The following is a 21428-nucleotide window of genomic DNA, read 5'->3' as shown; positions in this document are numbered from 1 at the left end:
CCATAGAAGAAATACCGTTATGAGATTCATATCTCATAACGCGACATGATTCGCAATAGTCATCGGAAAGACGCATTTCGCTTCCGTTGTGGGGGTCGCGACCCTATATGCTGGGCATGGCATCCGAAGACGATAAAACCCCCGAAAACACCCCCAACAGCAACAGCTACGGCGCCGACAGCATCAAGGTCCTCAAGGGCCTGGACGCGGTTCGCAAGCGGCCGGGCATGTATATCGGCGACACCGACGACGGGTCCGGCCTCCACCATATGGTGTTCGAGGTTTCGGACAACGCGATCGACGAGGCGCTGGCGGGGCATTGCGACAAGATCATCATCCAGCTGAACGCCGACGGGTCGGTCAGCGTCGAGGATAATGGCCGCGGCATCCCCACCGGCATCCATGCCGAGGAAGGCGTCAGCGCCGCCGAGGTCATCATGACCCAGCTCCATGCAGGCGGGAAGTTCGAAAACACGTCCGACGACAATGCCTACAAGGTGTCGGGCGGCCTGCACGGCGTCGGCGTTTCGGTGGTCAACGCGCTCAGCGAATGGCTCGATCTCAACATCTGGCGCGACGGCGAGGAGCATTACATGCGCTTCGCCTATGGCGACGCCGTGGCGCCGCTCAAGGTGATCGGCCCGGCGAACGGGAAGAAGGGTACGCGCGTCACCTTCCTCGCCTCGACCGAGAAGACCCCCGGCGACGGCGGCACGTTCAAGAACCAGATCGAGTACGACTTCGACAAGCTCGAGCATCGCTATCGCGAGCTCGCCTTCCTCAATTCGGGCGTCCGCCTGTTCCTGCGCGACGCGCGGCATGAAGAGGTGAAGGAAGTCGAGCTGTATTACGAGGGCGGCATCGCCGCGTTTGTGAAATATCTCGATCGCAACAAGACCGCGCTGATGCCCGATCCGGTGGCGATCGCCGGCACCCGCGACGACGTCACCATCGACGTCGCGCTGGAGTGGAACGACAGCTATTACGAAAACGTCCTCTGCTTCACCAACAACATCCCGCAGCGCGACGGCGGCACGCACCTTGCCGCCTTCCGCGCCGCGCTGACGCGTACGATCAACAACTACGCCGATAAGTCGGGCCTTCTGAAGAAGGAAAAGGTCACGCTGACCGGCGACGATATGCGCGAAGGCCTGACCGCCATCGTGTCGGTCAAGCTGCCCGATCCCAAGTTCAGCAGCCAGACCAAGGACAAGCTGGTCAGCAGCGAGGTCCGCCAGCCGCTCGAAAGCCTGATGGCCGACAAGATGGCGGAATGGCTTGAGGAAAATCCCCAGAACGCGCGGCAGATCATCCAGAAGGTGATCGACGCCGCCGCCGCACGCGAAGCCGCGAAGAAGGCACGCGAACTGACGCGGCGCAAGGGCGTGATGGATATCGCCTCGCTCCCCGGCAAGCTCGCCGACTGCCAGGAACGCGATCCCGCCAAGTCCGAACTCTTCCTGGTCGAGGGCGATTCAGCAGGTGGCTCCGCCAAACAGGGCCGTGACCGTCATTTCCAGGCAATCCTGCCCCTGCGCGGCAAGATCCTGAACGTCGAGCGCGCGCGCTTCGACCGGATGCTGTCGTCCAAGGAAATCGGCACCCTGATCCAGGCGATGGGCACCGGCATCGGCCGCGACGACTTCAATATCGAGAAGCTGCGCTACCACAAGATCGTCATCATGACCGACGCCGACGTCGACGGCGCGCATATCCGCACGCTGCTGCTCACCTTCTTCTACCGCCAGATGCCCGAGATTATCGAGGCCGGGCACCTCTTCATCGCCCAGCCGCCGCTGTACAAGGCGAGCAAGGGGCGGTCGGAAGTCTATCTGAAGGACGATGCCGCGCTCGACCAATATCTGGTCGATGCGGGTGTCGGCGGCACCGTGCTCGATACGGCTGGCGTCCACCGTACCGGCGAGGATCTGCGCGACCTGGTCGAACATGCCCGCCGTATGCGCACCCTCGTCCGCTACGTCCCGCGGCGCTACGATCCGATGATCATCGAGGCGCTGGCGCTGGGTCACGGGCTGGACCCGCAGGCGACGCGCGACCAGCGCGCCGAAAGCCTGACCACGGTCGTCACCCGGCTCGACGCGGCGGACGCCGATGCGCGCTGGTCGGCACGCGTGACCGAGGATGGCGGCTATCATTTCGAACGCGCATGGCGCGGCGTGACCGACCATCATATCGTCGAGGCGGCGTTCCTCGCCTCCGCCGAAGCGCGCAAACTCCACGCGCTTGCGGTCGAACATGCCGACAAATATCTCGTCCCTTCCAGGCTGATCTCGTCCAAGGCGAGCGCAGCTGCGGATGCCGCCGAAGCCGAGGCGCCGGCCGACGGCGAGGAGGCGGGCGCCCCCGTCACCGCCGCCAAGGGAGAGGCTCTGGTCTCGAGGCCCAGCCAGCTGCTCGACGCCATCCTCGCATTCGGGCGCAAGGGGCTGTCGATCCAGCGCTACAAGGGCCTGGGCGAGATGAATGCCGAGCAATTGTGGGAGACCACGCTCGATCCGGCCAATCGCTCGATGCTGGTTGTCCAGGTCGATCAGGCCGACGTCGCCGATGAAATCTTCACCCGCCTGATGGGCGATGTGGTCGAACCGCGTCGCGAATTCATCCAGGAAAATGCGCTCAGCGTCGCCAATCTCGACGTCTGATCGCGGAATCCCAACATTGCGGCGCTGGATGGATTGCCGTCCGGTGCCGCTTCTGTTTCATCGCCGCCACCGGAATAAGGGGCCGGATCGATGCGGGGATTCATCGCTTTCACATTGTTGATCGCTGCGGCGCCTGTAGTCGCGCAGGATGCGGCGCCTTCGGCCTCGACGGCCCTCGCGAGCGGCGTGGCCAGCTATTATGGCGATGCCCATGCCGGCAACCGCACCGCCAGCGGCGAACGCTTCGATCCCGATGCCATGACCGCCGCGCACCGTACCCTGCCGTTCGGCACCCGCCTCCGCGTGACCGACCCGTCGACCGGTCGAAGCGTCGTCGTCCGGGTCAACGATCGCGGGCCGTTCCACAAGAGCCGCGTGCTCGACCTGTCCGAAGCCGCCGCGCGCGAACTCGGCATCGTCCGGCGCGGGCGAGCGCTGGTGGAGATTTCCGTCGTCGAGGATCAGCTGGCGGGCGCCGACTGACTCGTTCCCGACTGGCCGCGACCATGCTATGGGCCGAGCGGGAGGTTCGACATCATGCCCCTGTTGCTGCTCGCCCTGGCATTCCAGTCCGGCCCCGATGCCGATCCGATTGCCGCCTATCGCGAAAAGACCCGCGCGGTCATTCCCTGCAAAGCGACCGCCGACCCCGACGAGGTCACCATCTGCGCCTTGCGTGAGGCGGACAAGAAATATCGCGTTCCCTTCGTCACCGCCCGCACAGTGGACAATCGGCCGGCAGAGACCGAACGCGTCCTTGAGGATACGATGTTTCAGTGCGGCGTCTCCGGCCCGTTCCTGGCGCAGTGCAGGGGGATGGTCGGGGTGACGGTGGGCGTGGGGTTCGACGGCAAGGTGGTGCGCAAACGCGAACCCGCGCCGTGACGCCTCACTTTCCTTTGGCGGCGGTCCCGCTCCCCTGAGCGAGCTCAGGGGCGGAATCACAAGGCAAATGCCAGCCGCCCCGCCCGCTCACTCGCCCAATATGTGCATCCACATCGGTTCGCCAGACAGGCTCTGTGAGCCGCGCAGCTTTTCCAGCGCCTGCGCGACGCAGCGCTCGGGGCCCTCATGCGTCACGATCACCAGCAGCACGCTGCCATCGGCCATCGCGCCGCGCTGGATCAGCGATTCGATCGACACGCCGGCATCGCGCATCGCCGCCGCGATCTCGGCCAGCACGCCGACCTTGTCGGGCACGGTGAAGCGCAGATAGGCGCGGCTGCGGCGATCGCCGGTGGGCGCCGCTGGCTCCGCCGCGAGGCTCGCCGACGGCATCGCATAGGGCGGGCCGAATTCGGTGCGCGCAATGTCGATCAGATCGGCGACCACCGCGCTCGCGGTCGGCCCGTCGCCCGCGCCAGCGCCCTGGAACAGCAGCCGCCCGACGAAATTGCCCTCCGCCACCACCGCGTTGGTCGCGCCGGTGACATGCGCCAGCGGATTCGCGAAGGGGACGAGGTGCGGATGGACGCGCTGGAACAGCCCCTCGCCATTCAGGTCGGCGATGCCCAGCAGGCGCACGCGATAGCCCAGCGCCGCCGCCTCGGCGATATCCGCGGCCACCACGTCGCGGATGCCGCCGACGGCAACGTCCCCGAACGCGGGCTGTGTCCCGAACGCAAGGCTCGCTAGGATCGAGAGCTTGTGCGCGGCATCGACGCCATCGATGTCGAAACCAGGATCGGCCTCGGCGTAACCCATCGCCTGCGCCTCGGCGAGCACGTCGTCGAAGTCGCGGCCTTCGGCTTCCATCTTCGACAGGATGAAATTGCACGTGCCGTTGAGGATGCCATAGACGCGGTCGATCACATTGGCTGCCGCGCCCTCGCGCAGCCCCTTGATCACCGGAACGCCGCCCGCGACCGCAGCTTCGAACTTCATCGGCGTATCGGTCTTCTCCGCCATCTCGGCGAGTTCGAGGCCATGATGCGCGATCATCGCCTTGTTGGCGGTGACCAGCCCCTTGCCCGCCGCCAGCGTCGCCCGCGCCAGCGCAAGCGCCGGTCCGTCGGATCCGCCGATCAGCTCGACCACCACCTCGGCATCGGGATGATGCGCGAGCTGGGTCATGTCGTCGATCCAGTCGAAGCGCGTGATGTCGACGCCGCGATCCTTTGACCGGTCGCGCGCCGACACCGCAACGATCTCGATCGGCCGCCCGGCGCGGCGCGCGATCAGATCGGCATTGGCATCGATCAGGCGAATCACGCCCGCCCCGACGGTGCCAAGTCCTGCAAGTGCGACGCGGAGCGGTTCGGTCATGGTCATCCTCGAAATTGCCCCTCCCCCTTAGGGGACGGGGCGGGGCAGAGGAAACCCCGAGGGCACGCAAGTCCGGGCGAGAAAATATCGCCCCCAGCCAACCCCCGGTTTGTGCGGAAGGCCGCCGCTCAGCTCTTGGTCAGGCCGATCTCGGCCAGCCGCTCCGCCAGATAGTCGTGCGCGGTGATCGGCGGCTCGCGCTCGGGATTCTCCTCGCTCACGCATTGCGGCAGCGCCTTGATGAGGAAATCGGGCGCAGGATGCAGAAAGAAGGGCATCGAATAGCGCGAATGGCCGCGCCGCTCGACGGGCGGATTGACCACGCGATGCGTGGTCGAGGGAAGGACATGGTTGGTCAGCCGCTGGAGCATATCGCCGACATTGACGACCAGCGCGCCCTCGGGCGGCTTGACCGGCAGCCAGCGCCCATCCTTGTCGAGCAGTTCAAGCCCGGCCTCCTCGGCGCCGAGCAACAGGGTGATGAGGTTGATGTCCTCATGCGCGCCGGCGCGCACATTGGGCGCATCCTCGGTCACCGGCGGATAATGGAGCAGGCGCAGCACCGAATTGCCGTCCGCGACCGCATGGTCGAACCAGTCGGGCGCAAGCCCGAGATGCACCGCGATCGCCGAGAGCAGCTTGTCGCCCGCCGTATCGAACGCGGCGAACAGCTCGATAAAGGTCTCGCGGAACCCCTCGGGCGCATCGGGCCAGACATTCGGCGCCATCAAGGCCGAAAAGCGATGCCCCTCGGGCAGTTCGCGGCCGATATGCCAGAATTCCTTGAGGTCGACATGGGTGGCGCCCTTGGCGATCTCGGTCTTGAACGGCGTATAGCCGCGCGCGCCACCGCCGCCTTCGATGAAATAGCCGCGCTTCTCGGCTTCGGGGCGGTCGAAGAACGCCTTGGTCATCGCCCAGGCGCGATCGACCAGATCCTGCGGGATGCCGTGATCGCGCACCATCGCAAAGCCGAACCGCTCGAACGAACCGCCAAGCACGGCGGCAAATCCCTGCGGATCGCCCGCCTGATCGGCGAGGCTGACGAGCGGGACTTGCGCTAACAGGGTATCGGGCATTTCAAAGCGACTCCGGGAAACGATTCCCCCGCAGATAATCGCTCTGAGCGTGATCGAACAGTGGCGCGGGAGGGGCGCGGTGCCGTGCGCCCCTCCCGCTGCGCCGTCCGCCTACGCTTCCGGACGGCGGGTTGCGAAATCTCAGCCCTCGGTAACGGACAGCGTACCGCGGCTCTTGCCCTCGCCCGCCGGATCGATCTTCAGCGTATAAGGGCTGCCCTTACCCGTTTTTCCGGTCAGTTCGGCACGGTTGCCGGTAACGGTGAAGCCCGCGCCCTCCATCTGCTCGCGGAACCAGGCACGGACACGCTCGGCATCGGCGGGCGCATCAAATGCGACCCGCACCCCGCCCTTGGCGGCATCGCCGCCGCGATCCTCGATATTCAGGCTGGAGATGGTCGATCCGGGATAGAGCTTTACCCCGTCGATATCGAAATTGTCCGCATCCATCCTGAACCTGGGCAGCTTGATCGATCCCTCGAAGCCCGGCGCCTTGACCTCGACCCGGCCGTCCTTGTCGGCCTTCGCCGTCACCGATCCGTTATCGCCCTCGATCGAGATCGTTGTCCCCTCGCCGTCGCCGCACGCGGTAAGCGCGGCGGCAAGGGGAAGTGCGAGCCAGATGGTTTTCATCACAGTCTCCAAGCGTGTTATTTGAGCAATACACTAACGGGGTTTGTCGTGAACGTCAATTCACGGGGTGACGCATCGGTTGCGATGCGGCATGGGACCGCGAATGGACGCGCGTACAGAGATTTCCCAGTCCGAACCGATCGACCGGTCCCCCATTCCGATGGGCGAATTCGTCGCGATGATCGCATCGATCATGGCGCTGACCGCGCTCGGGATCGATTCGATGCTGCCCGCCTTGCCCGCGATCGGCGAGCAATTGGGAGTCAGCGAGCCCAATCATCGCCAGTACATCATCACCGCCTTCATGCTGGGCTTCGCCGTCGGCCAGCTGTTCCACGGCCCGCTCGCCGACCGGTTCGGGCGGAAGCCGGTGATCGGCATTGCCCTCGCGCTGTATGTCGTCACCAACGTCGTCGCTGCCTTCTCGTCGAGCTTCGAACTGCTGCTGGTCGCACGCGCGGCGAGCGGCGCTGCGGTCGCGGCCGGACGCGTGGTGACCGTGGCGCTGGTGCGCGACTGCTTCCAGGGCCGGGCGATGGCACGGGTGATGAGCCTTGCGTTCATGACGTTCATGGTCGTCCCGGTCCTGGCACCCGCCTGGGGCCAGTTGATGGTGATGATCTTCGGATCGTGGCGGCTGATCTTCGGCGGAATCGGCATCGTCGCGGCGCTGGTGCTCACCTGGTTCCTGATCCGAATGCCCGAAACGCTGGACCCGAAGTCGGTCAACCCGCTCGACCTGCGCGAGATCTGGCGCGGCTATCGCATCATGTTCCGCGATCGCTGGGCGGTGGGCTATACCTTCGCGACCGCGGCGATCACCGGCTGCTTCTTCGCCTTCATCGGTTCGATCCAGCAGATCGTCTATGACGTATTCAAGCGACCCGAACTGCTGACGGTGGTGTTCGCCTCGGTCGCCGGACTGATGGCGGTCAGCGCGTTCGCCAATTCGCGGCTGGTGATGCGGTTCGGGATGCGCTTCCTGTCGCACCTCGCGATTCTGGTCACCACGATCCTCGCCATGGTCCATCTCGCGGTGATCCTGTTGGGGGGCGAGAATCTGGTCGTTTTCATCGTGTTGCAGGCACCGATGATGGCGGCGATGGGCCTTGCCAATTCCAATTTCTCGGCAATGGCGATGGAGAATATGGGGGAGATCGCCGGGCGCGCCTCCAGCCTTCAAGGCTTTATCGCGACCTTGGGCGCCGCGGTGTTCGGCGCGGTGATCGGCCAGGCGTTCGACGGCACGACGGTGCCGCTCTATATCGGCTTCACCGTGCTCGGCCTCGCGGCGCTCGGCATCGTTTTCGTGACCGAACGCGGCAAATTGTTTCGCCGCAACTGAAGGCGCTCGTCGCAACGCGCGGAACCAGCCGCGCCCGCCCGCCGTTCGCGCCTCCAGGAAAATCTGACGGAGGCGTTGAACATGGGTGGTCATCAGGTGCCGGGGCAAGGAACCGGCGACGACGGATATGACGAAGACGGCTATGACGAAAGTCAGCGTGCCGAAATACTCGAGGCAACCGGCGGCGGCCCGAGCAATGGCGTCCTGCTGACCGATCTCGACCCCGATCTGGGTCAGGAAATCGACGAAGAGGATGACGAGGACGATGTCCTTGGCCTCGCCGATGAACCGACCGAGGAAGAGATTGGTGATCCCGATGAAGATGTCGATGCCGAAGAGGATGCGGCCCAAACCGAATTCGATTCCAGTACGATCGACGAGGATGGCCTGGACGACAGCACGTCCACGGCACTGAGTCCCTGATCGCGGAACCAGAACATGCAACGATAGCGGCTTGCGCGGTGTCGGATTTGTGTCATGATACACCATCTCTTTTTTTGAGAGGAGATTATGATGGCCCGCGCCGCTACCTATCGCCGCAATGAGTTCGAACCGCTCAGCGCGCTCAACATCACCCCGCTGATCGACGTGATGCTGGTGCTGCTCATCATGCTGATCGTCACCATCCCGATCGCCAGCCACAAGATTCCCGTCGATCTGCCGACCGGCGTGAGCAAGCCGGATGACGGCATTACCCACCGGCTCGATATCGCCGCCGATGGCACGCTGAGCTGGGATGGCGCCCGGATCGCCGACGCGCAGCTCCCCGCCCTGCTCGCTTCAGGCGTCGCGGCGAACGAACCGCTGCACATGAAGACCGACGCCGCCGCGCGCTACGAACGGTTTGACGATGTGCTGGCAGTGGTGAAGCGTGCCGGGGTGACCAAATTGGGCTTTGTCGGCCATGAGGCGATGACTCTCGACTGACGGCACGGATTGAGGGCGCGCGGGTCGACGCCACTTTCGCGACCCGCGATCCTCCCCTATTCGTCTGCCATGGCGCGCTTCACGCAAGACATCACCGCCCGGCCCGACGACATTGACGAGCTGGGGCACGTCAACAATGCCGTCTGGGTCCGGTGGATTCAGGATGTGGCGGTCGCGCATTGGAACGCGGTGGCGCCGCCCGCGCATCGGGACGCCTATATCTGGGTCGTGACTAGGCACGAGATCGACTATCGCGGCAATGTGAAGGCGGGCGAGACGGTGACTGCGGAAACCTGGGTCCCCGACCCACCGAAGGGCGCGCGCTTCGATCGCCATATGCGCTTCACCGACGCCGACGGCCGCGTCAAGGTGGAGGCAGTATCGACCTGGGCGATGCTCGACCGCGCCAGCGGACGGCTGGTCCGGGTGCGACCCGAAATCGCCGCGCCGTTTCTGGGGGACTAAAAAATCCTCCCCTGCCCCGCAGGGGGGGGGGCAGCGAAGCTGACGGAGGGGCCGCCCCGCAGAGGGCGGAATTTTGCCGAGCTGTTCACGGCCGTCTGCGCGGCCACCCCTCCACCACCCGCTGCGCGGGCGGTCCCCCTCTCCTGAGACAAGCTCAGGGGAGGAATGGCTAGCCGCTATTCCGCAGTGCCGTCGCGATCGCGTTGATCGACAGCAATATGCCCTGTTCGATCTTGGGATCGGTCTCGCCCGCGCGATGCCGCTTGAGCAGTTCGACCTGAAGCAGGTTGAGCGGCTCGATATAGGGCAGGCGCAGCTTGATCGACGTCTCGAGCGCCGGATGCTTCTCCAGCAGCCGCGTCTGCCGCGTCACCTCCAGCAACTGGTCGTGCGTCATGCGCCAGCCGTCACCGATGCGCCCGAAAATACCGTCCGCCAATGCGCGATCCTCGACCAGCGCGGCATAGCGACCGGCAATGCCCATATCGGACTTCGCCAGCACCATCTCCATATTCGCCAGCGTCGAAGCGAAGAGCGGCCAGCCCGCCGCCATCTCGCGCAGCAATCCGCGATCCTTGAACGCGGCAAGCGCCTGCCCCACGCCATACCAGCCCGGCAGCATGACTCGCGCCTGGGCCCAGCTGAATACCCAGGGAATCGCGCGCAGATCCTCGATCGCGTCGCTCTTCTTGCGGCTCGCCGGACGGCTGCCAATCTTTAGGCCGGCGATCTCGGCGATCGGCGTCATCTGGCGGAAAAAGGTGGTGAACCCTTCGGTGCCATAGACGAGGTCGCGATAGGCCGCGAACGCCGTGGTCGAAAGCTGCTCCATCGCCCCTTCGAACCGCGCCGCGTCAGCATCCGACAGCCGCTGCGGCTCCAGGCTGGCGAGCAACGTCGCCGACGCCATTGCCTCCAAATTGGTCTGCGCGCTTTCCCGCGTGCCATATTTGGCGGCGATCACCTCGCCCTGTTCGGTGATGCGGATGCGGCCCTGCACCGTGCCCGGCGGCTGCGCCTGGATCGCCGCGAAGGACGAGCCGCCCCCGCGCCCCACCGCACCGCCGCGGCCATGGAACAGCTGCATCCCGATCCCGGCCTCCTCGAACACGGGCTTGAGCGCGGTCGATCCCTTGGACAGGCCCCAGGTCGAGGTGAGGTAGCCGCCGTCCTTGTTCGAATCGGAATAGCCGATCATCACTTCCTGATGCCCGCGCGCCTTCGAGATCGCGGCGATCTCGGGCAGCGCGAACCAGGCGCGCATGATGTCCGGCGCGGCCTCCAGATCGCTGATCGTCTCGAACAGCGGCACCGCCATCACATGCGCCTGCGGCGTCTCGCCGGGGATGTAAAGGCCCGCTTCCTTGAGGAGGATGTTGACCTCCAGCAGGTCGGAAACCGACTGCGCCATCGACACGATATATTGGCTGATCGCCGCGCGGCCGTAGCGCTGATGCGCCTGTGCCGCTTCATGAACGATGGCGAGTTCGGACGCGGTCTCGTCGCTATAGTCGGCATAGCGGCTGGTCAGCGGCCGTGGGCTCGCCAGTTCGCGACGCAGCAGCGCGACACGCGCGTCCTCGTCCAGCGACGCATAATCGCCCTCGACCCCCGCGACCTTCAGCAATTCCCCGACGACGCGCTCATGCACCGCACTATTCTGGCGCATGTCGAGCGTCGCGAGGTGGAATCCGAAAATATCGACCGAACGGATCAGCCGCCCCAGCGCGCCGCTCGACGCCAGCGTCTCTCCGCCCTGCGCAGCCAGCCCCTTGGCGATGGCGGACAGGTCGGCGCGGAAGGCCGCCGGGTCGGCGTAACGTTCGCCCTTGAGCGCGCCGGGCCGTGGCGGTGCCTTGCCGGTCAGGTCGCGATAGGTCGCGGCGAGCCGCGCATAGATGCCCGAAATCGCCCGGCGATAAGGCTCGTCGCTGCGGCTTGCCGCCGCGTCTCCGCTCGCATCGGCCAGCGCCTGAACCCCGTCGTCGATCCGCGCATGGTGCGCCGAGATCGAGATTTCCGCGCCCAGCGCATGGACCGCGTCGAGATAATGGGCGAGCACCGCTTCCGACGAGCGCGCCAGCGTAAGGCGCATCGACTCTGCGGTGACGAACGGATTGCCGTCGCGATCGCCGCCGATCCAGTTGCCGGGGCGCAGGAAGGGCGGGACGCGACTGCCCAGCGCGCGATCCCAGCGGGCATAGAGCGCGGGCAAGGTCGGCAGGAACACGTCGCGCAGATAGGACAGCGCATTCTCGACCTCGTCCGCGACATAGAGCCGCTCGAAGCGCAGCACTCGCGTCTGCCACAGCAACGCCACCTGGCGCACGATCGCCTCATCCACCAGATCGCCGTCCGGGGTTTCGGCGATCTTCTCGTCCTTCATCCGCATCAGTTCGGCGATGCGGTTGCGGTGATCGAGCATCGACTTGCGCCGCACCTCGGTCGGATGCGCGGTCAGCACCGGGGCGACCAGCGCATGTTCGAGCAGCTCCGCGATCCGATCGCGGCCGATGCCATGTTCCTTCAGCTTCGCAACGGCATGTTCGACATCCGCGCCGGGCTCTGCGGCGATCCCCTGCCGGTCCTCCGCCAGATTGGCGAGCATCGAGAACAGCATGAAGCTGCGCACGAAATCGAGCGTCTCGTCGAGGCTGAGGCTGTCCAGCCCCGGATCGATCGAGTCCGCCCCGGCAACGCCGCGGTGCCGGTCGACCGACGCCGATCGGATATATTCGATCCGCCGGAACAGCGGTTCGCCGCCATAGGCGCGGATCACATCGCCAAGGACGCGGCCCAGAAAACGGACATCGGGATTGTTGGTGATCGGGGGTGAACTGGCCATGGGCGCGTGCTGCACTGCGGGATGGTTCACGTCAACGAGTCGGTATCGTCTGTTACCATCCCGCCGCCCATGTCGATTTGCGTGGACTGACAGCGTTGGCGGGCATCGACAAGCCCGGCGCGCCCACCTATCGCCCCGGTGACACAGCAAAAATGAGGACCGCCCAGCCCATGCAGCCCGCCAGCCAGCTTCTCGACCGCGTCCTTGTCCTCGAAATGGTCCGCGTGACCGAAGCCGCGGCGATCGCCGCTTCGACGCTGGTCGGTCGCGGCGACGAAAAGGCCGCCGATGCCGCCGCGGTCGAGGCGATGCGCGCTGCGCTCAACGAACTCTATATGGACGGCACCGTCGTGATCGGCGAGGGCGAGCGCGACGAGGCGCCGATGCTCTATATCGGCGAAAAGGTCGGATCGGCGCCGGGCAAGGGGCCGAAGATCGACATTGCGCTCGATCCCCTGGAAGGCACCACCATCTGCGCCAAGGCGGGTCCCAACAGCCTCGCCGTTTTGGCGATCGCCGAGGAAGGCAATCTGCTCAACGCCCCCGACGTCTATATGGACAAAATCGCGGTCGGCCCGGGGTACCCCGCCGACGCCATCGACCTCGACCGCTCGGTGACCGAGAATATCCGCGCGATCGCCGCGGTGAAGGGCGTCGAGCCGCATGAGATCATCGCCTGCGTGCTGGATCGTCCGCGCCACGAAAAGCTGATCGCCGAACTGCGCTCGCTCGGCTGCGGCGTCGTGCTGATCGGCGATGGCGACGTCGCCGGGGTGATCGCCACCACCGACCCCGACACCACGATCGACGTCTATATGGGCCAGGGCGGCGCGCCGGAGGGCGTGCTCGCCTGCGCCGCGCTGCGCTGCGTCGGCGGCCAGTTCAAGGGCCGCCTGTTGTTCCGCAATGAGGATGAGCGCGCCCGCGCCCGCAAATGGGGCATCACCGATCTCGACAGACAGTACGACCTGTCCGAACTCGCCAAGGGTGACTGCATCTTCGCCGCAACCGGCGTAACCGACGGCTCGCTGCTTCAGGGAGTCAAGCGGATGAAGGGCAAGATGACGACCGAGAGCGTCGTGATGCGCGCCAGTTCGGGCACCGTCCGCTGGGTCAAGGGCGAACATCGCACCGATCGATGAGCGCTGTTCCGGGGGCTCATGCTGATCTGACGGGCGCGGATTGACGGGCGCCCTGCCGTTCGCGCCGCTCGATGCGCTGCTGCTCGCCGCGCTTGCCGCCGCCTATCTCTGGTACGTCCGTGGCGATGGCGGCGGCATCGGGCGCGACGACCGGATCGGCCGCTATCGCCGCTGGATGCGCCGCGCGCCGCTCGCCTTCGGGGCAAGCGCGCTGGCGGCACTGCTGCTGGCAGGGCAATTGAGCGCGCTGGCGAGCCCGCCGGTCGCGTTCGACCCGCTGATCGAACCGGCGCGCACGCTCGCCGGGTTCGGGGGCGATATCCTCCACCTCAAGCTTGCGGTGCTGGCCGGGTTCGGCGGCGGATCGCTGGCCGGCCTGCTGATCGCCTGGTGGCGCGCACGGCGTGGTAAGCGCCAGCTGATGGCGGGCAAGATCGCGGCGCTGCTCCCCCGCACGCCAGGGGAAATAGGGTGGACCGCAGCGCTCGGCATCGTCGCGGGGATCGTCGAGGAACTGTTCTTCCGCCTCGCCCTTCCGCTATTCGCGGCGCGGGTGTCAGGCAGCGCGGAGGTCGGCATGGCGCTCGCCATCGCGCTGTTCGCCTATGCCCATCGCTACCAGGGCTGGGTCGGCATGGCGATGTCGACGCTGGTCGGCGCGCTGCTGGCGATCCTCTATCTCGCCACCGGCCAGCTCTGGTTCGCCATGACCGTCCACGCGCTCCTCAACCTCAACGCGCTCGTGATCCGGCCGTTGTTCGTCAGACCGCACCGGCCCACTCCCCCACCCGGCCACCCATAGAATATACTGAATGGGTGGCCGGGTGCGGGTAACCCCGCAAAGTACTACTTTGCGGGGACCCGTGGGGAGTGGGCCGGTGCCGCCTCAGCAAAGCGCTAGTTCTTCAAACGCCAACCGCTCTTGAAGATCCAGCCGATCACGCCGAGGCAGACCAGCAGGAACGCGGCGGTGAAGCCCAGGCTGATCCCGATCGCGACATCGCCCTTGTCGAAAAACGCCCAGCGGAAGCCGCTGACCAGATAGACGACCGGGTTGGCGAGACTCACCGTGCGCCACGGTTCGGGGAGCATGTTGATCGTATAGAACGCACCGCCCAGGAACGTCAGCGGCGTCACGATCAGCGCGGGGACGAACGAGAGCTGCTCGAACCCCTTGGCCCAGATGCCGATGATGAAGCCCAACATGCTGAACGTCACCGCGGTCAGCACCAGCATCGTCAGCATCATGAATGGATGCGCGATCGGCACATCGACGAACAGCATCGCGGTGACCAGGATCAGCAGTCCGATCGCGATCGACTTGGTCGCCGCCGCGCCGACATAGCCCAGCACCATCTCCCATGCCGATACCGGGGCGGAGAGGAGTTCATAGACGGTGCCCGTGAACTTGGGGAAATAGATGCCGATCGAGGCATTGGAAATCGACAGCTGGAGGAGGTTCATCATGATCAGCCCCGGCACGATGAAGCTGCCGTAAGAAACGCCGTCCAGCTCCTGCATCCGGCTGCCGATCGCCCCGCCGAACACCACGAAATAGAGCGCGGTGGTGATGACCGGCGTGACCAGGCTCTGCCACAAGGTGCGCAGCGCGCGCGCCATTTCGAAGCGATAGATCGCCCAGACGCCGTGATGGTTGAATCCCTTCACGCCGCTTCCTCCCGCTTGGCCGCCACCAGGTCGACGAAAATGTCCTCAAGGCTCGACTTGGACGTATCGAGATCCTTGAACGCGATGTTGAGATCGGCGAGCGTGCGCAGCAGCGACGGGATGCCCGTCCGCTCCGCCTGCGCGTCGAAGGTGTAGCGCAACCGGTGCCCCTCATCCTCCAGGCTCAGCTGCCATCGCGCCAATTCGCCCGGAATCACGGTCATCGGCTCGACCAGCGCGATATCCATTTCGCGCTTGCCCAGCTTCTTCATCAACGCGGCCTTTTCCTCGACCAGCAGCAATTCGCCCTTGTTGATGACGCCCACCCGGTCGGCCATCTCCTCGGCCTCTTCGATATAATGGGTCGTCAGGATGATCGTCGTCCCGCGCTCACGCAGCCGGTGGACCAGCTTCCACATGTCCCGCCGCAGTTCGACATCTACGCCCGCAGTCGGCTCGTCGAGGAACAGGATTTCGGGTTCATGCGCCAGCGCCTTGGCGATCAGGACGCGGCGCTTCATGCCGCCTGACAATTCCATGATCTTCGACTTGCGCTTGTCGTCGAGCGACAGGTCTTTCAGCACCTGATCGATATAGGCGTCGTGCCCCGCACGACCGAACAGGCGGCGGCTGTAGCGCGTTGTCGCCAGCACCGTTTCGAACATGTCGACCGACAATTCCTGCGGCACCAGCCCGATCTTCATCCGCGCGGCGCGGGCATCGGCGATGGTGTCATGGCCATCGACGGTGATCGTCCCGCTGCTGGGCGTGACGATACCGCAGATGATGTTGATCAGCGTCGTCTTGCCTGCGCCGTTCGGCCCGAGCAGCGCGAAAATCTCGCCCTGGTTGATATCGAGATCGACTGCGCCCAGCGCCTTGTGCCCGGAGGCATAGGTCTTGCTGACGCCCCTAACAGATAAAATAGGGTGCCCGGATAAGATCGGCTGCATAGACTGCCCCCGCATGTGGAGCGCGCCATCTAGGGTGGGGGCATGGGCGGAACAAGGCCGCGCCGGTTATTTCGCCTTGGTGCGCGAGGCTTCGACCGCCTGTTTCAGAACTTCATAGGGCACCATGCCGGAGATCACCTGATCGCCGATCACCCAGCTCGGCGTCCCGGTGACACCCAGCTTGCCCGCGGTGTCGAGGTTGCGTGCGACTTCTTCTTCGACCCGCTCGCTGCCGATCGCCTGTTCCGCGCGCGCAGTGTCGAGTCCCGCCGAAGCCGCCGCGGATGCGATCGATGCCTCGCTCAGCTGTCCGGCGGAATAGAGGGCGGTGTGAAAAGGCTTGAACTTACCCTGCTCCGCAGCGGCGAGGCCCCAGCGTGCGGCGACGCGACTCCCCTCGCTCAACACCGGCAGTTCGCGATAGACGATGCGGACGCGCGGGTCCTCGGCCATCAACCGCGCGATCATCGGCAGGCTGGCGCGGCAATAGCCGCACGCATAGTCCATCCATACCGAAACGGTGACGTCGCCCGAGGGATTGCCCTCCCAGGCGCCCGAATAGGGTTCGAAGATCGCGGCGCGATTGGCCGCGACCGCCTTGCCGCTCTCGCGCTCCTGCAACCGCTTCATCGCCTCGGGCAGCAGTTCGGGGTTTTCGAGCACATAGTCGCGCACGACCTGACCGATCGCCTTGTCGTCCTGCTCGCCGTCCGATCCGGCAGTCAACGCCTGCACGCCAAGCACCAGTGCGCCACCGATCGCGCCGGACAACACCAGCGTGCCGACAAGCGCCAGCGGGCTTTTCGCCAATCGTTCGATCACTTGCGCTTCCTGTCCTGCATCATGCCCTGTCCGGCCATGACGATATCCTGCGCACGAATCCAGTCCGGCGATCCCTGGGGCAGCCCGGCCATCGCCGCCTGGCCGCTGGGGATGGCGCGGCCATAATCGCCCATCATGCTCGCCCGCTCCGCCGTGGCGAGCGCAGCGCGTGCAGTGTCGCCCTTGCGTTCATACAGCATCCCGAGCTGATACCAGGCAAAGGGGTTTTCCTTGTCGCGCGCCACCGCCTGCCGCAGCACCCTCTCCGCCTCTTCCAGATGCGCGCGATCCTCGGTCGCGAGCAGGGCATGGCCAAATGTGGTCGCGATCAGCGGCTGGTAATTGGTCAGCGTCGTCGCCTCGCGCAGCGGGACCAGCGCCTCTTTCGGCTTGCCCGATTCGAGCAGGATCTGACCTTTCAGCTCCAGGAAATAGGGGTTTTTGGGTTCGGCCTTCACCAATGCCATCGCTTCGCCCGCCGCCTCCTTGGGATAGCCGCCGAGATGATAGGCATAGGCGCGCGCATAATGTGCGGGGATACTTGTGTCGCTTGCCGGGTAGCGGCGCAGCGTGTCCTTGGGCTCGGCCACATAGCCGCGCAGCTTAGCCTGGACGCGCTGGAATCGCGCCTCGATGTCCGGATCGCTGGGCTTGTTCCAAGCGGGATCCGCCTGAAGATCGGCGGTCAGCGTCGAGATGCGCTCGCCCGACATCGGGTGGCTCATCACATAGCTGGTCTCGCTGCCGCGCTTGAGGCCCCAGCGATATTCCTGCTGCTGGAGCCGCTTGAAAAAGGCCAGCATTCCCTTGCCGGTGATGCCCGCGCCCGAGAGGAACTTGACGCCCGCGGCGTCGGTCGTCGCTTCCTGTGCACGGCTGAAGGCGAGGAAATTGCCGAGTGCCGCCCGTTGTCCAAGCTGCATCAACCCGACGCCCGCTTCGGCGGACCCCGCCGCCATCGCCGCAGCCCCGAGCAACAGGCTCAGGATCGTGATCCCCGTCGCGCCCTGGGCCATCCGTCCCTGCAAGGGCACATGCCCCCCGGTGATATGGCCGAGCTCGTGCGCGATCACGCCCTGAACCTCGTTCGCGCTGCCGGCGGCATCGATCAGCCCGGAATGGAGATAGACTGCCTGTCCGCCCGCCACGAACGCATTGATCGACGGATCGCTGATGACCACGATCCGGACATTGGCCGGCGACAGGTTCGCCGCGCGGATCAGGTCGCGCGACATATCCGCCAGCAATGCCTCGCTCTCCGCATCGCGCAGGATCGACTGGGCATAGGCAGGACTGGTGACGCACAGCAGCAACAGCAGCGCGAACAGGGAGATTAGGCGCTTCATCGGCGGCATCATGGCGGAAAATCCCCCGCGATCAACGGTCGGTTTGACCGGACGCATGGTGCGCACGATGGCCCGAGCCGGATGAACGCGGCCTGAAAAAAGGGCGGAGGCGCACTGATCGCGCCCCCGCCCCTGTTCTGGCTGACCTTCCGATCGGTCAGGCGCCGAAGGTGCGCTGCCACCAGCCGCGGCGCGGAGATCCGCTTTCTTCATCGCCTCCGGCCGTCTCGCCCTCCGACCTTTCGGGTGACGCAGATACGGCAGCGGGCGCTGCAAGGTCCTGGCTGACGGCTTCGACCGCAACCGGCTGCTCTGCGGCAACGGGTTCGGCATCGACCTTCTTGCGACGCGTCCGTTTCGGCTTGGCAGGCGCTTCCTCAGCGACCGGGGTCTCAGCGGGAGCCTCAGCAGCCACGGTTTCCACCGCCGCCGTCTCGGCCATGGCCGGTGCCGCGTCCGTATCGGCCTTTTTGCGGCGAGTCCGCTTCGGCTTGGCCGGAGCTTCCGCCTCCGCAGGAGCCTCTTCGCTCACCGCCTCGGCCCGAACGCCATCGGTGCCAGCGGCATCGGCGTCGGCAGCGGGCGCCGCCTCGGCCTCGACATCGGCTTTCTTGCGACGGCTGCGCTTGGGCTTGGCCGGGGCCGCGTCAACCGCGTCCGCAACCGGCTCGGGCTGGACTTCCGGTTCTGCCGCCTCGGCGGTTTCCTCTGCGCCCTCGCCCTCTCCGGCACCACGGCGACCGCCACGGCGACCACGACGGCGGCGCTTGCGCGGCTCGCCATTCTCGTCCGAAGCCACGGTCTCGGCCGCGTTCGCGGCCTCCTCCTCGCCCTCGGCATTGTCTGCGCCATCCGATTCGGCCTCGGCGGCGTCGTCGCGCGGCGCGTCCGATTCGTCGTCACGACGATTGCGACGGCCACGGCGGCGGCGGCGGCGCTTGCGCCCGGCCTCGCTGTCGCCCTCGTCACGCTCGCGACGTTCGCGCGGCGCGCGTGCCTCGACCTCTTCGTCCTCTTCCTCCTCGTCGATCTCCTCGACGACATCCTCCTCGACCTCTTCGATCGCGGCAGCGAATTTGGGCGCGTGCAGCGGCGGCGGGCCGCTCGCTTCTACCGACATGCGCGCGCCTTCCAGCTCGCCGTCGGAGAGGATTTCGACCCTCACCCCATAACGATCCTCGATCTCGGCGATGTCGGCGCGCTTGTTGTTGAGGACGTAGAAGGCCGCTTCCTGGCTGCACCGCAGCGTGATGTGCGACCCGCGGCCGCGTGCGGCCTCGTCCTCGATCATGCGCAGCGCGCTGAGCCCCGCCGACGATGCGGTGCGGACCAGCCCGGTGCCCTCGCAATGCGGGCACTGGCGCGTCGACGCTTCGAGCACCCCGGTGCGCAGCCGCTGGCGGCTCATTTCCATCAGCCCGAACGCGCTGATCCGGCCGACCTGGATGCGGGCGCGATCGTTCTTCAGCGCCTCCTTCATCGCCTTCTCGACCTTTCGGACGTTGGACGAGTGGTCCATGTCGATGAAGTCGATGACGACAAGGCCGGCCATGTCGCGCAGCCGCAACTGGCGCGCGATTTCCTGCGCGGCCTCAAGGTTGGTGGCGGTCGCCGTCTGCTCGATCGAATGCTCGCGAGTCGATCGGCCGGAGTTGATGTCGATCGACACCAGCGCCTCGGTCGGATTGATGACGAGATAGCCGCCGGACTTGAGCTGCACCACCGGGTGGTACATTGCCGACAATTGCTCCTCGACCCCGGCGCGCTGGAACAGCGGCACGGCGTCGCTGTAATGCTTCACCTTCTTGGCGTGGCTCGGCATCAGGAGCTTCATGAAGTCCTTGGCCTGGCGATAGCCGTCATCGCCCTCGACGATCACCTCGTCGATATCCTTGTTATAGATATCGCGGATCGCGCGCTTCATCAGGTCGCTGTCGCCATAGACCAGAGCGGGCGCCGAAGATTGCAGCGTCTTTTCGCGAATCTCGTCCCACAGCCGGGCGAGATAGTCGAAGTCGCGCTTGATCTCGGTCTTGGTGCGCTGAAGCCCGGCGGTGCGGACGATGCAGCCCATCGACGGCGGCAGCTTCAGGTCCGACATGATCGTCTTGAGGCGCTTGCGATCGGCAGCCGAGCTGATCTTGCGGCTGATCCCGCCGCCATGCGCGGTGTTGGGCATCAGCACGCAATAGCGACCGGCGAGCGACAGATAGGTGGTCAGCGCCGCACCCTTGTTGCCGCGCTCTTCCTTGACGACCTGAACCAGCAGCACCTGGCGGCGGCGGATCACGTCCTGAATCTTGTAGCGGCGGCGCAGGCTCATGCGACGCTGGCGCAGCGCCTCGACCTGATCGTCATTGCCCTTGCGCCCGCGACGGCGGCGACCGCCCTTGCCGGACTCGCCTTCACCCTCGGCGTCGCCTTCGGCCGCCTCGGCATGTTCCTCGTCCTCGTCGGCCGGACGCTCGAGCACCTCGACCTCGCCGTCCTCGTCGTCATGATCCTCGTCGCCGTCATCCGCCTCGCGCAGCGCGGCTTCCTCGGCGGCGTGCTCGGCTTCCTCGCGCAACAGCGCCTCGCGATCCTCTTTGGGGATCTGATAATAGTCGGGATGGATTTCGCTGAACGCCAGGAAGCCGTGGCGATTGCCGCCATATTCGACGAACGCCGCCTGAAGCGACGGTTCGACGCGGGTTACCTTTGCCAGATAGATATTGCCCTTGAGCTGTTTGCGCTCGGCACTCTCGAAATCAAACTCCTCGATTCGGTTTCCTTTGACGACCGCCACGCGGGTCTCTTCCCGGTGGCGTGCGTCGATCAGCATACGCATGGTCATTGATGAGTCTCCGGGCGCGCCGGGCGGATGTCAGCCGCGGCGCGCGAACAAGATTGCGCCCCGTCAAAGCGGGGGCGCAGGGGTTTGGTGATGCCTCTGCTGCACTGGCACGGCCGGACCCGTGGGTCCCGGCCTCCGCCGCCGCGCGCGCGACCGCCTGAGCGGTGCGGTGCGGGATGGACGGAAATTGCCTCATGCAGCGTCAACCTGAAATGCCGGGCCAAATGGGGCCGACGATGGGTTGCCGGATACGCAGATGCGGTCCGACAGGCTCGCTGCCTAGCACCCGCCGCGCGGCGCGGCAACATTTCGCGTGCGATCCGTCCAGCGGCAACTTCATGCCGCCGCAGCGGCAAAAACATGCCGAATCAGGAATTAACCGCACCGCTTCACTGCGATGGAAGGTGCCGGGGTCTAGATCGGGAGGGTCAGGGTTACA

18 protein-coding genes are annotated in these 21428 nt (G+C 65.7%); 9 read left to right on the top strand and 9 right to left on the bottom strand.

The genetic code is table 11. The features are described from left to right. Positions 1-107: 107 nt before the first annotated feature. From gyrB to FPZ54_RS18240, 3 genes are all read left to right on the top strand, one after another. On the top strand, positions 108-2663 hold the full coding sequence (gyrB, locus tag FPZ54_RS18250) for a DNA topoisomerase (ATP-hydrolyzing) subunit B (protein WP_145849231.1): 2556 nt from the start codon (positions 108-110) through the stop codon (positions 2661-2663). A 90-nt stretch (positions 2664-2753) separates the two neighbouring features. Beyond that, a complete protein-coding gene (locus FPZ54_RS18245) occupies positions 2754-3146 on the top strand; it encodes a septal ring lytic transglycosylase RlpA family protein (RefSeq protein WP_145849230.1) in 393 nt (130 codons plus the stop codon). A 54-nt stretch (positions 3147-3200) separates the two neighbouring features. Continuing rightward, a complete protein-coding gene (locus FPZ54_RS18240) occupies positions 3201-3548 on the top strand; it encodes a hypothetical protein (protein WP_145849229.1) in 348 nt (115 codons plus the stop codon). An 87-nt stretch (positions 3549-3635) separates the two neighbouring features. Here the strand turns inward: FPZ54_RS18240 and FPZ54_RS18235 are convergent, their stop codons facing one another. From FPZ54_RS18235 to FPZ54_RS18225, 3 genes are all read right to left on the bottom strand, one after another. After that, the gene (locus tag FPZ54_RS18235; protein WP_145849228.1) at positions 3636-4928 is read right to left on the bottom strand and encodes a homoserine dehydrogenase; all 1293 of its coding nucleotides are present in this window, start codon (positions 4926-4928) and stop codon (positions 3636-3638) included. Between the two features lie 128 nt (positions 4929-5056). Continuing rightward, on the bottom strand, positions 5057-6007 hold the full coding sequence (locus tag FPZ54_RS18230) for an isopenicillin N synthase family dioxygenase (protein ID WP_145849227.1): 951 nt from the start codon (positions 6005-6007) through the stop codon (positions 5057-5059). 141 nt (positions 6008-6148) lie between these two features. Further along, positions 6149-6640, bottom strand: a complete 492-nt coding sequence (locus FPZ54_RS18225; RefSeq protein ID WP_145849226.1) for a hypothetical protein — start codon at positions 6638-6640, stop codon at positions 6149-6151. 103 nt (positions 6641-6743) lie between these two features. Between FPZ54_RS18225 and FPZ54_RS18220 the strand changes: the two genes are divergently transcribed. The 4 genes from FPZ54_RS18220 (at position 6744) to FPZ54_RS18205 (ending at position 9377) form a co-directional block, all read left to right on the top strand. Beyond that, a complete protein-coding gene (locus FPZ54_RS18220; protein WP_145849225.1) occupies positions 6744-7985 on the top strand; it encodes a multidrug effflux MFS transporter in 1242 nt (413 codons plus the stop codon). Between the two features lie 81 nt (positions 7986-8066). Further along, entirely contained in the window at positions 8067-8408 is a 342-nt protein-coding gene (locus tag FPZ54_RS18215; RefSeq protein WP_145849224.1) for a DNA primase, read from the top strand. A gap of 90 nt (positions 8409-8498) precedes the next feature. Beyond that, positions 8499-8912 carry an ExbD/TolR family protein gene (locus FPZ54_RS18210; RefSeq protein WP_239019637.1) on the top strand — a complete coding sequence of 138 codons (414 nt, stop codon included), beginning with the start codon at positions 8499-8501 and terminating at the stop codon, positions 8910-8912. Positions 8913-8981: 69 nt separating this feature from the next. Continuing rightward, the gene (locus FPZ54_RS18205) at positions 8982-9377 is read left to right on the top strand and encodes an acyl-CoA thioesterase (protein ID WP_145849222.1); all 396 of its coding nucleotides are present in this window, start codon (positions 8982-8984) and stop codon (positions 9375-9377) included. Between the two features lie 169 nt (positions 9378-9546). Here FPZ54_RS18205 and ppc read toward each other — a convergent pair whose 3' ends face one another. Further along, positions 9547-12222, bottom strand: a complete 2676-nt coding sequence (ppc, locus tag FPZ54_RS18200) for a phosphoenolpyruvate carboxylase (RefSeq protein ID WP_145849221.1) — start codon at positions 12220-12222, stop codon at positions 9547-9549. Positions 12223-12392: 170 nt separating this feature from the next. Between ppc and glpX the strand changes: the two genes are divergently transcribed. Together glpX and FPZ54_RS18190 are read left to right on the top strand one after the other, a co-directional pair. Beyond that, positions 12393-13364, top strand: a complete 972-nt coding sequence (glpX, locus tag FPZ54_RS18195) for a class II fructose-bisphosphatase (protein WP_145850032.1) — start codon at positions 12393-12395, stop codon at positions 13362-13364. A gap of 40 nt (positions 13365-13404) precedes the next feature. Next, positions 13405-14166: a CPBP family intramembrane glutamic endopeptidase gene (locus FPZ54_RS18190; RefSeq protein ID WP_145849220.1), complete on the top strand. Its 762-nt coding sequence runs from the start codon at positions 13405-13407 to the stop codon at positions 14164-14166. A gap of 95 nt (positions 14167-14261) precedes the next feature. Here FPZ54_RS18190 and FPZ54_RS18185 read toward each other — a convergent pair whose 3' ends face one another. The 5 genes from FPZ54_RS18185 to FPZ54_RS18165 all read right to left on the bottom strand — a co-directional run bounded on the left by FPZ54_RS18185 (position 14262) and on the right by FPZ54_RS18165 (position 20989). Beyond that, the gene (locus tag FPZ54_RS18185; RefSeq protein WP_145849219.1) at positions 14262-15032 is read right to left on the bottom strand and encodes an ABC transporter permease; all 771 of its coding nucleotides are present in this window, start codon (positions 15030-15032) and stop codon (positions 14262-14264) included. Then, entirely contained in the window at positions 15029-15985 is a 957-nt protein-coding gene (locus tag FPZ54_RS18180; protein ID WP_145849218.1) for an ABC transporter ATP-binding protein, read from the bottom strand. Before FPZ54_RS18180 ends, FPZ54_RS18185 begins: the two co-directional genes overlap by 4 nt. Before the next feature lie 66 nt (positions 15986-16051). Continuing rightward, positions 16052-16807, bottom strand: coding sequence for a DsbA family protein (locus FPZ54_RS18175; RefSeq protein ID WP_239019636.1), 756 nt, complete (start codon positions 16805-16807; stop codon positions 16052-16054). Continuing rightward, the gene (locus tag FPZ54_RS18170) at positions 16804-18153 is read right to left on the bottom strand and encodes a M48 family metalloprotease (protein WP_145849217.1); all 1350 of its coding nucleotides are present in this window, start codon (positions 18151-18153) and stop codon (positions 16804-16806) included. Before FPZ54_RS18170 ends, FPZ54_RS18175 begins: the two co-directional genes overlap by 4 nt. A gap of 157 nt (positions 18154-18310) precedes the next feature. After that, the gene (locus tag FPZ54_RS18165; protein ID WP_145849216.1) at positions 18311-20989 is read right to left on the bottom strand and encodes an Rne/Rng family ribonuclease; all 2679 of its coding nucleotides are present in this window, start codon (positions 20987-20989) and stop codon (positions 18311-18313) included. Between the last annotated feature and the right edge of the window lie 439 nt (positions 20990-21428).

Source organism: Sphingomonas suaedae (assembly GCF_007833215.1).
Lineage (GTDB): Bacteria > Pseudomonadota > Alphaproteobacteria > Sphingomonadales > Sphingomonadaceae > Sphingomonas > Sphingomonas suaedae.
This window is presented reverse-complemented; position numbering and strand designations above follow the sequence as displayed.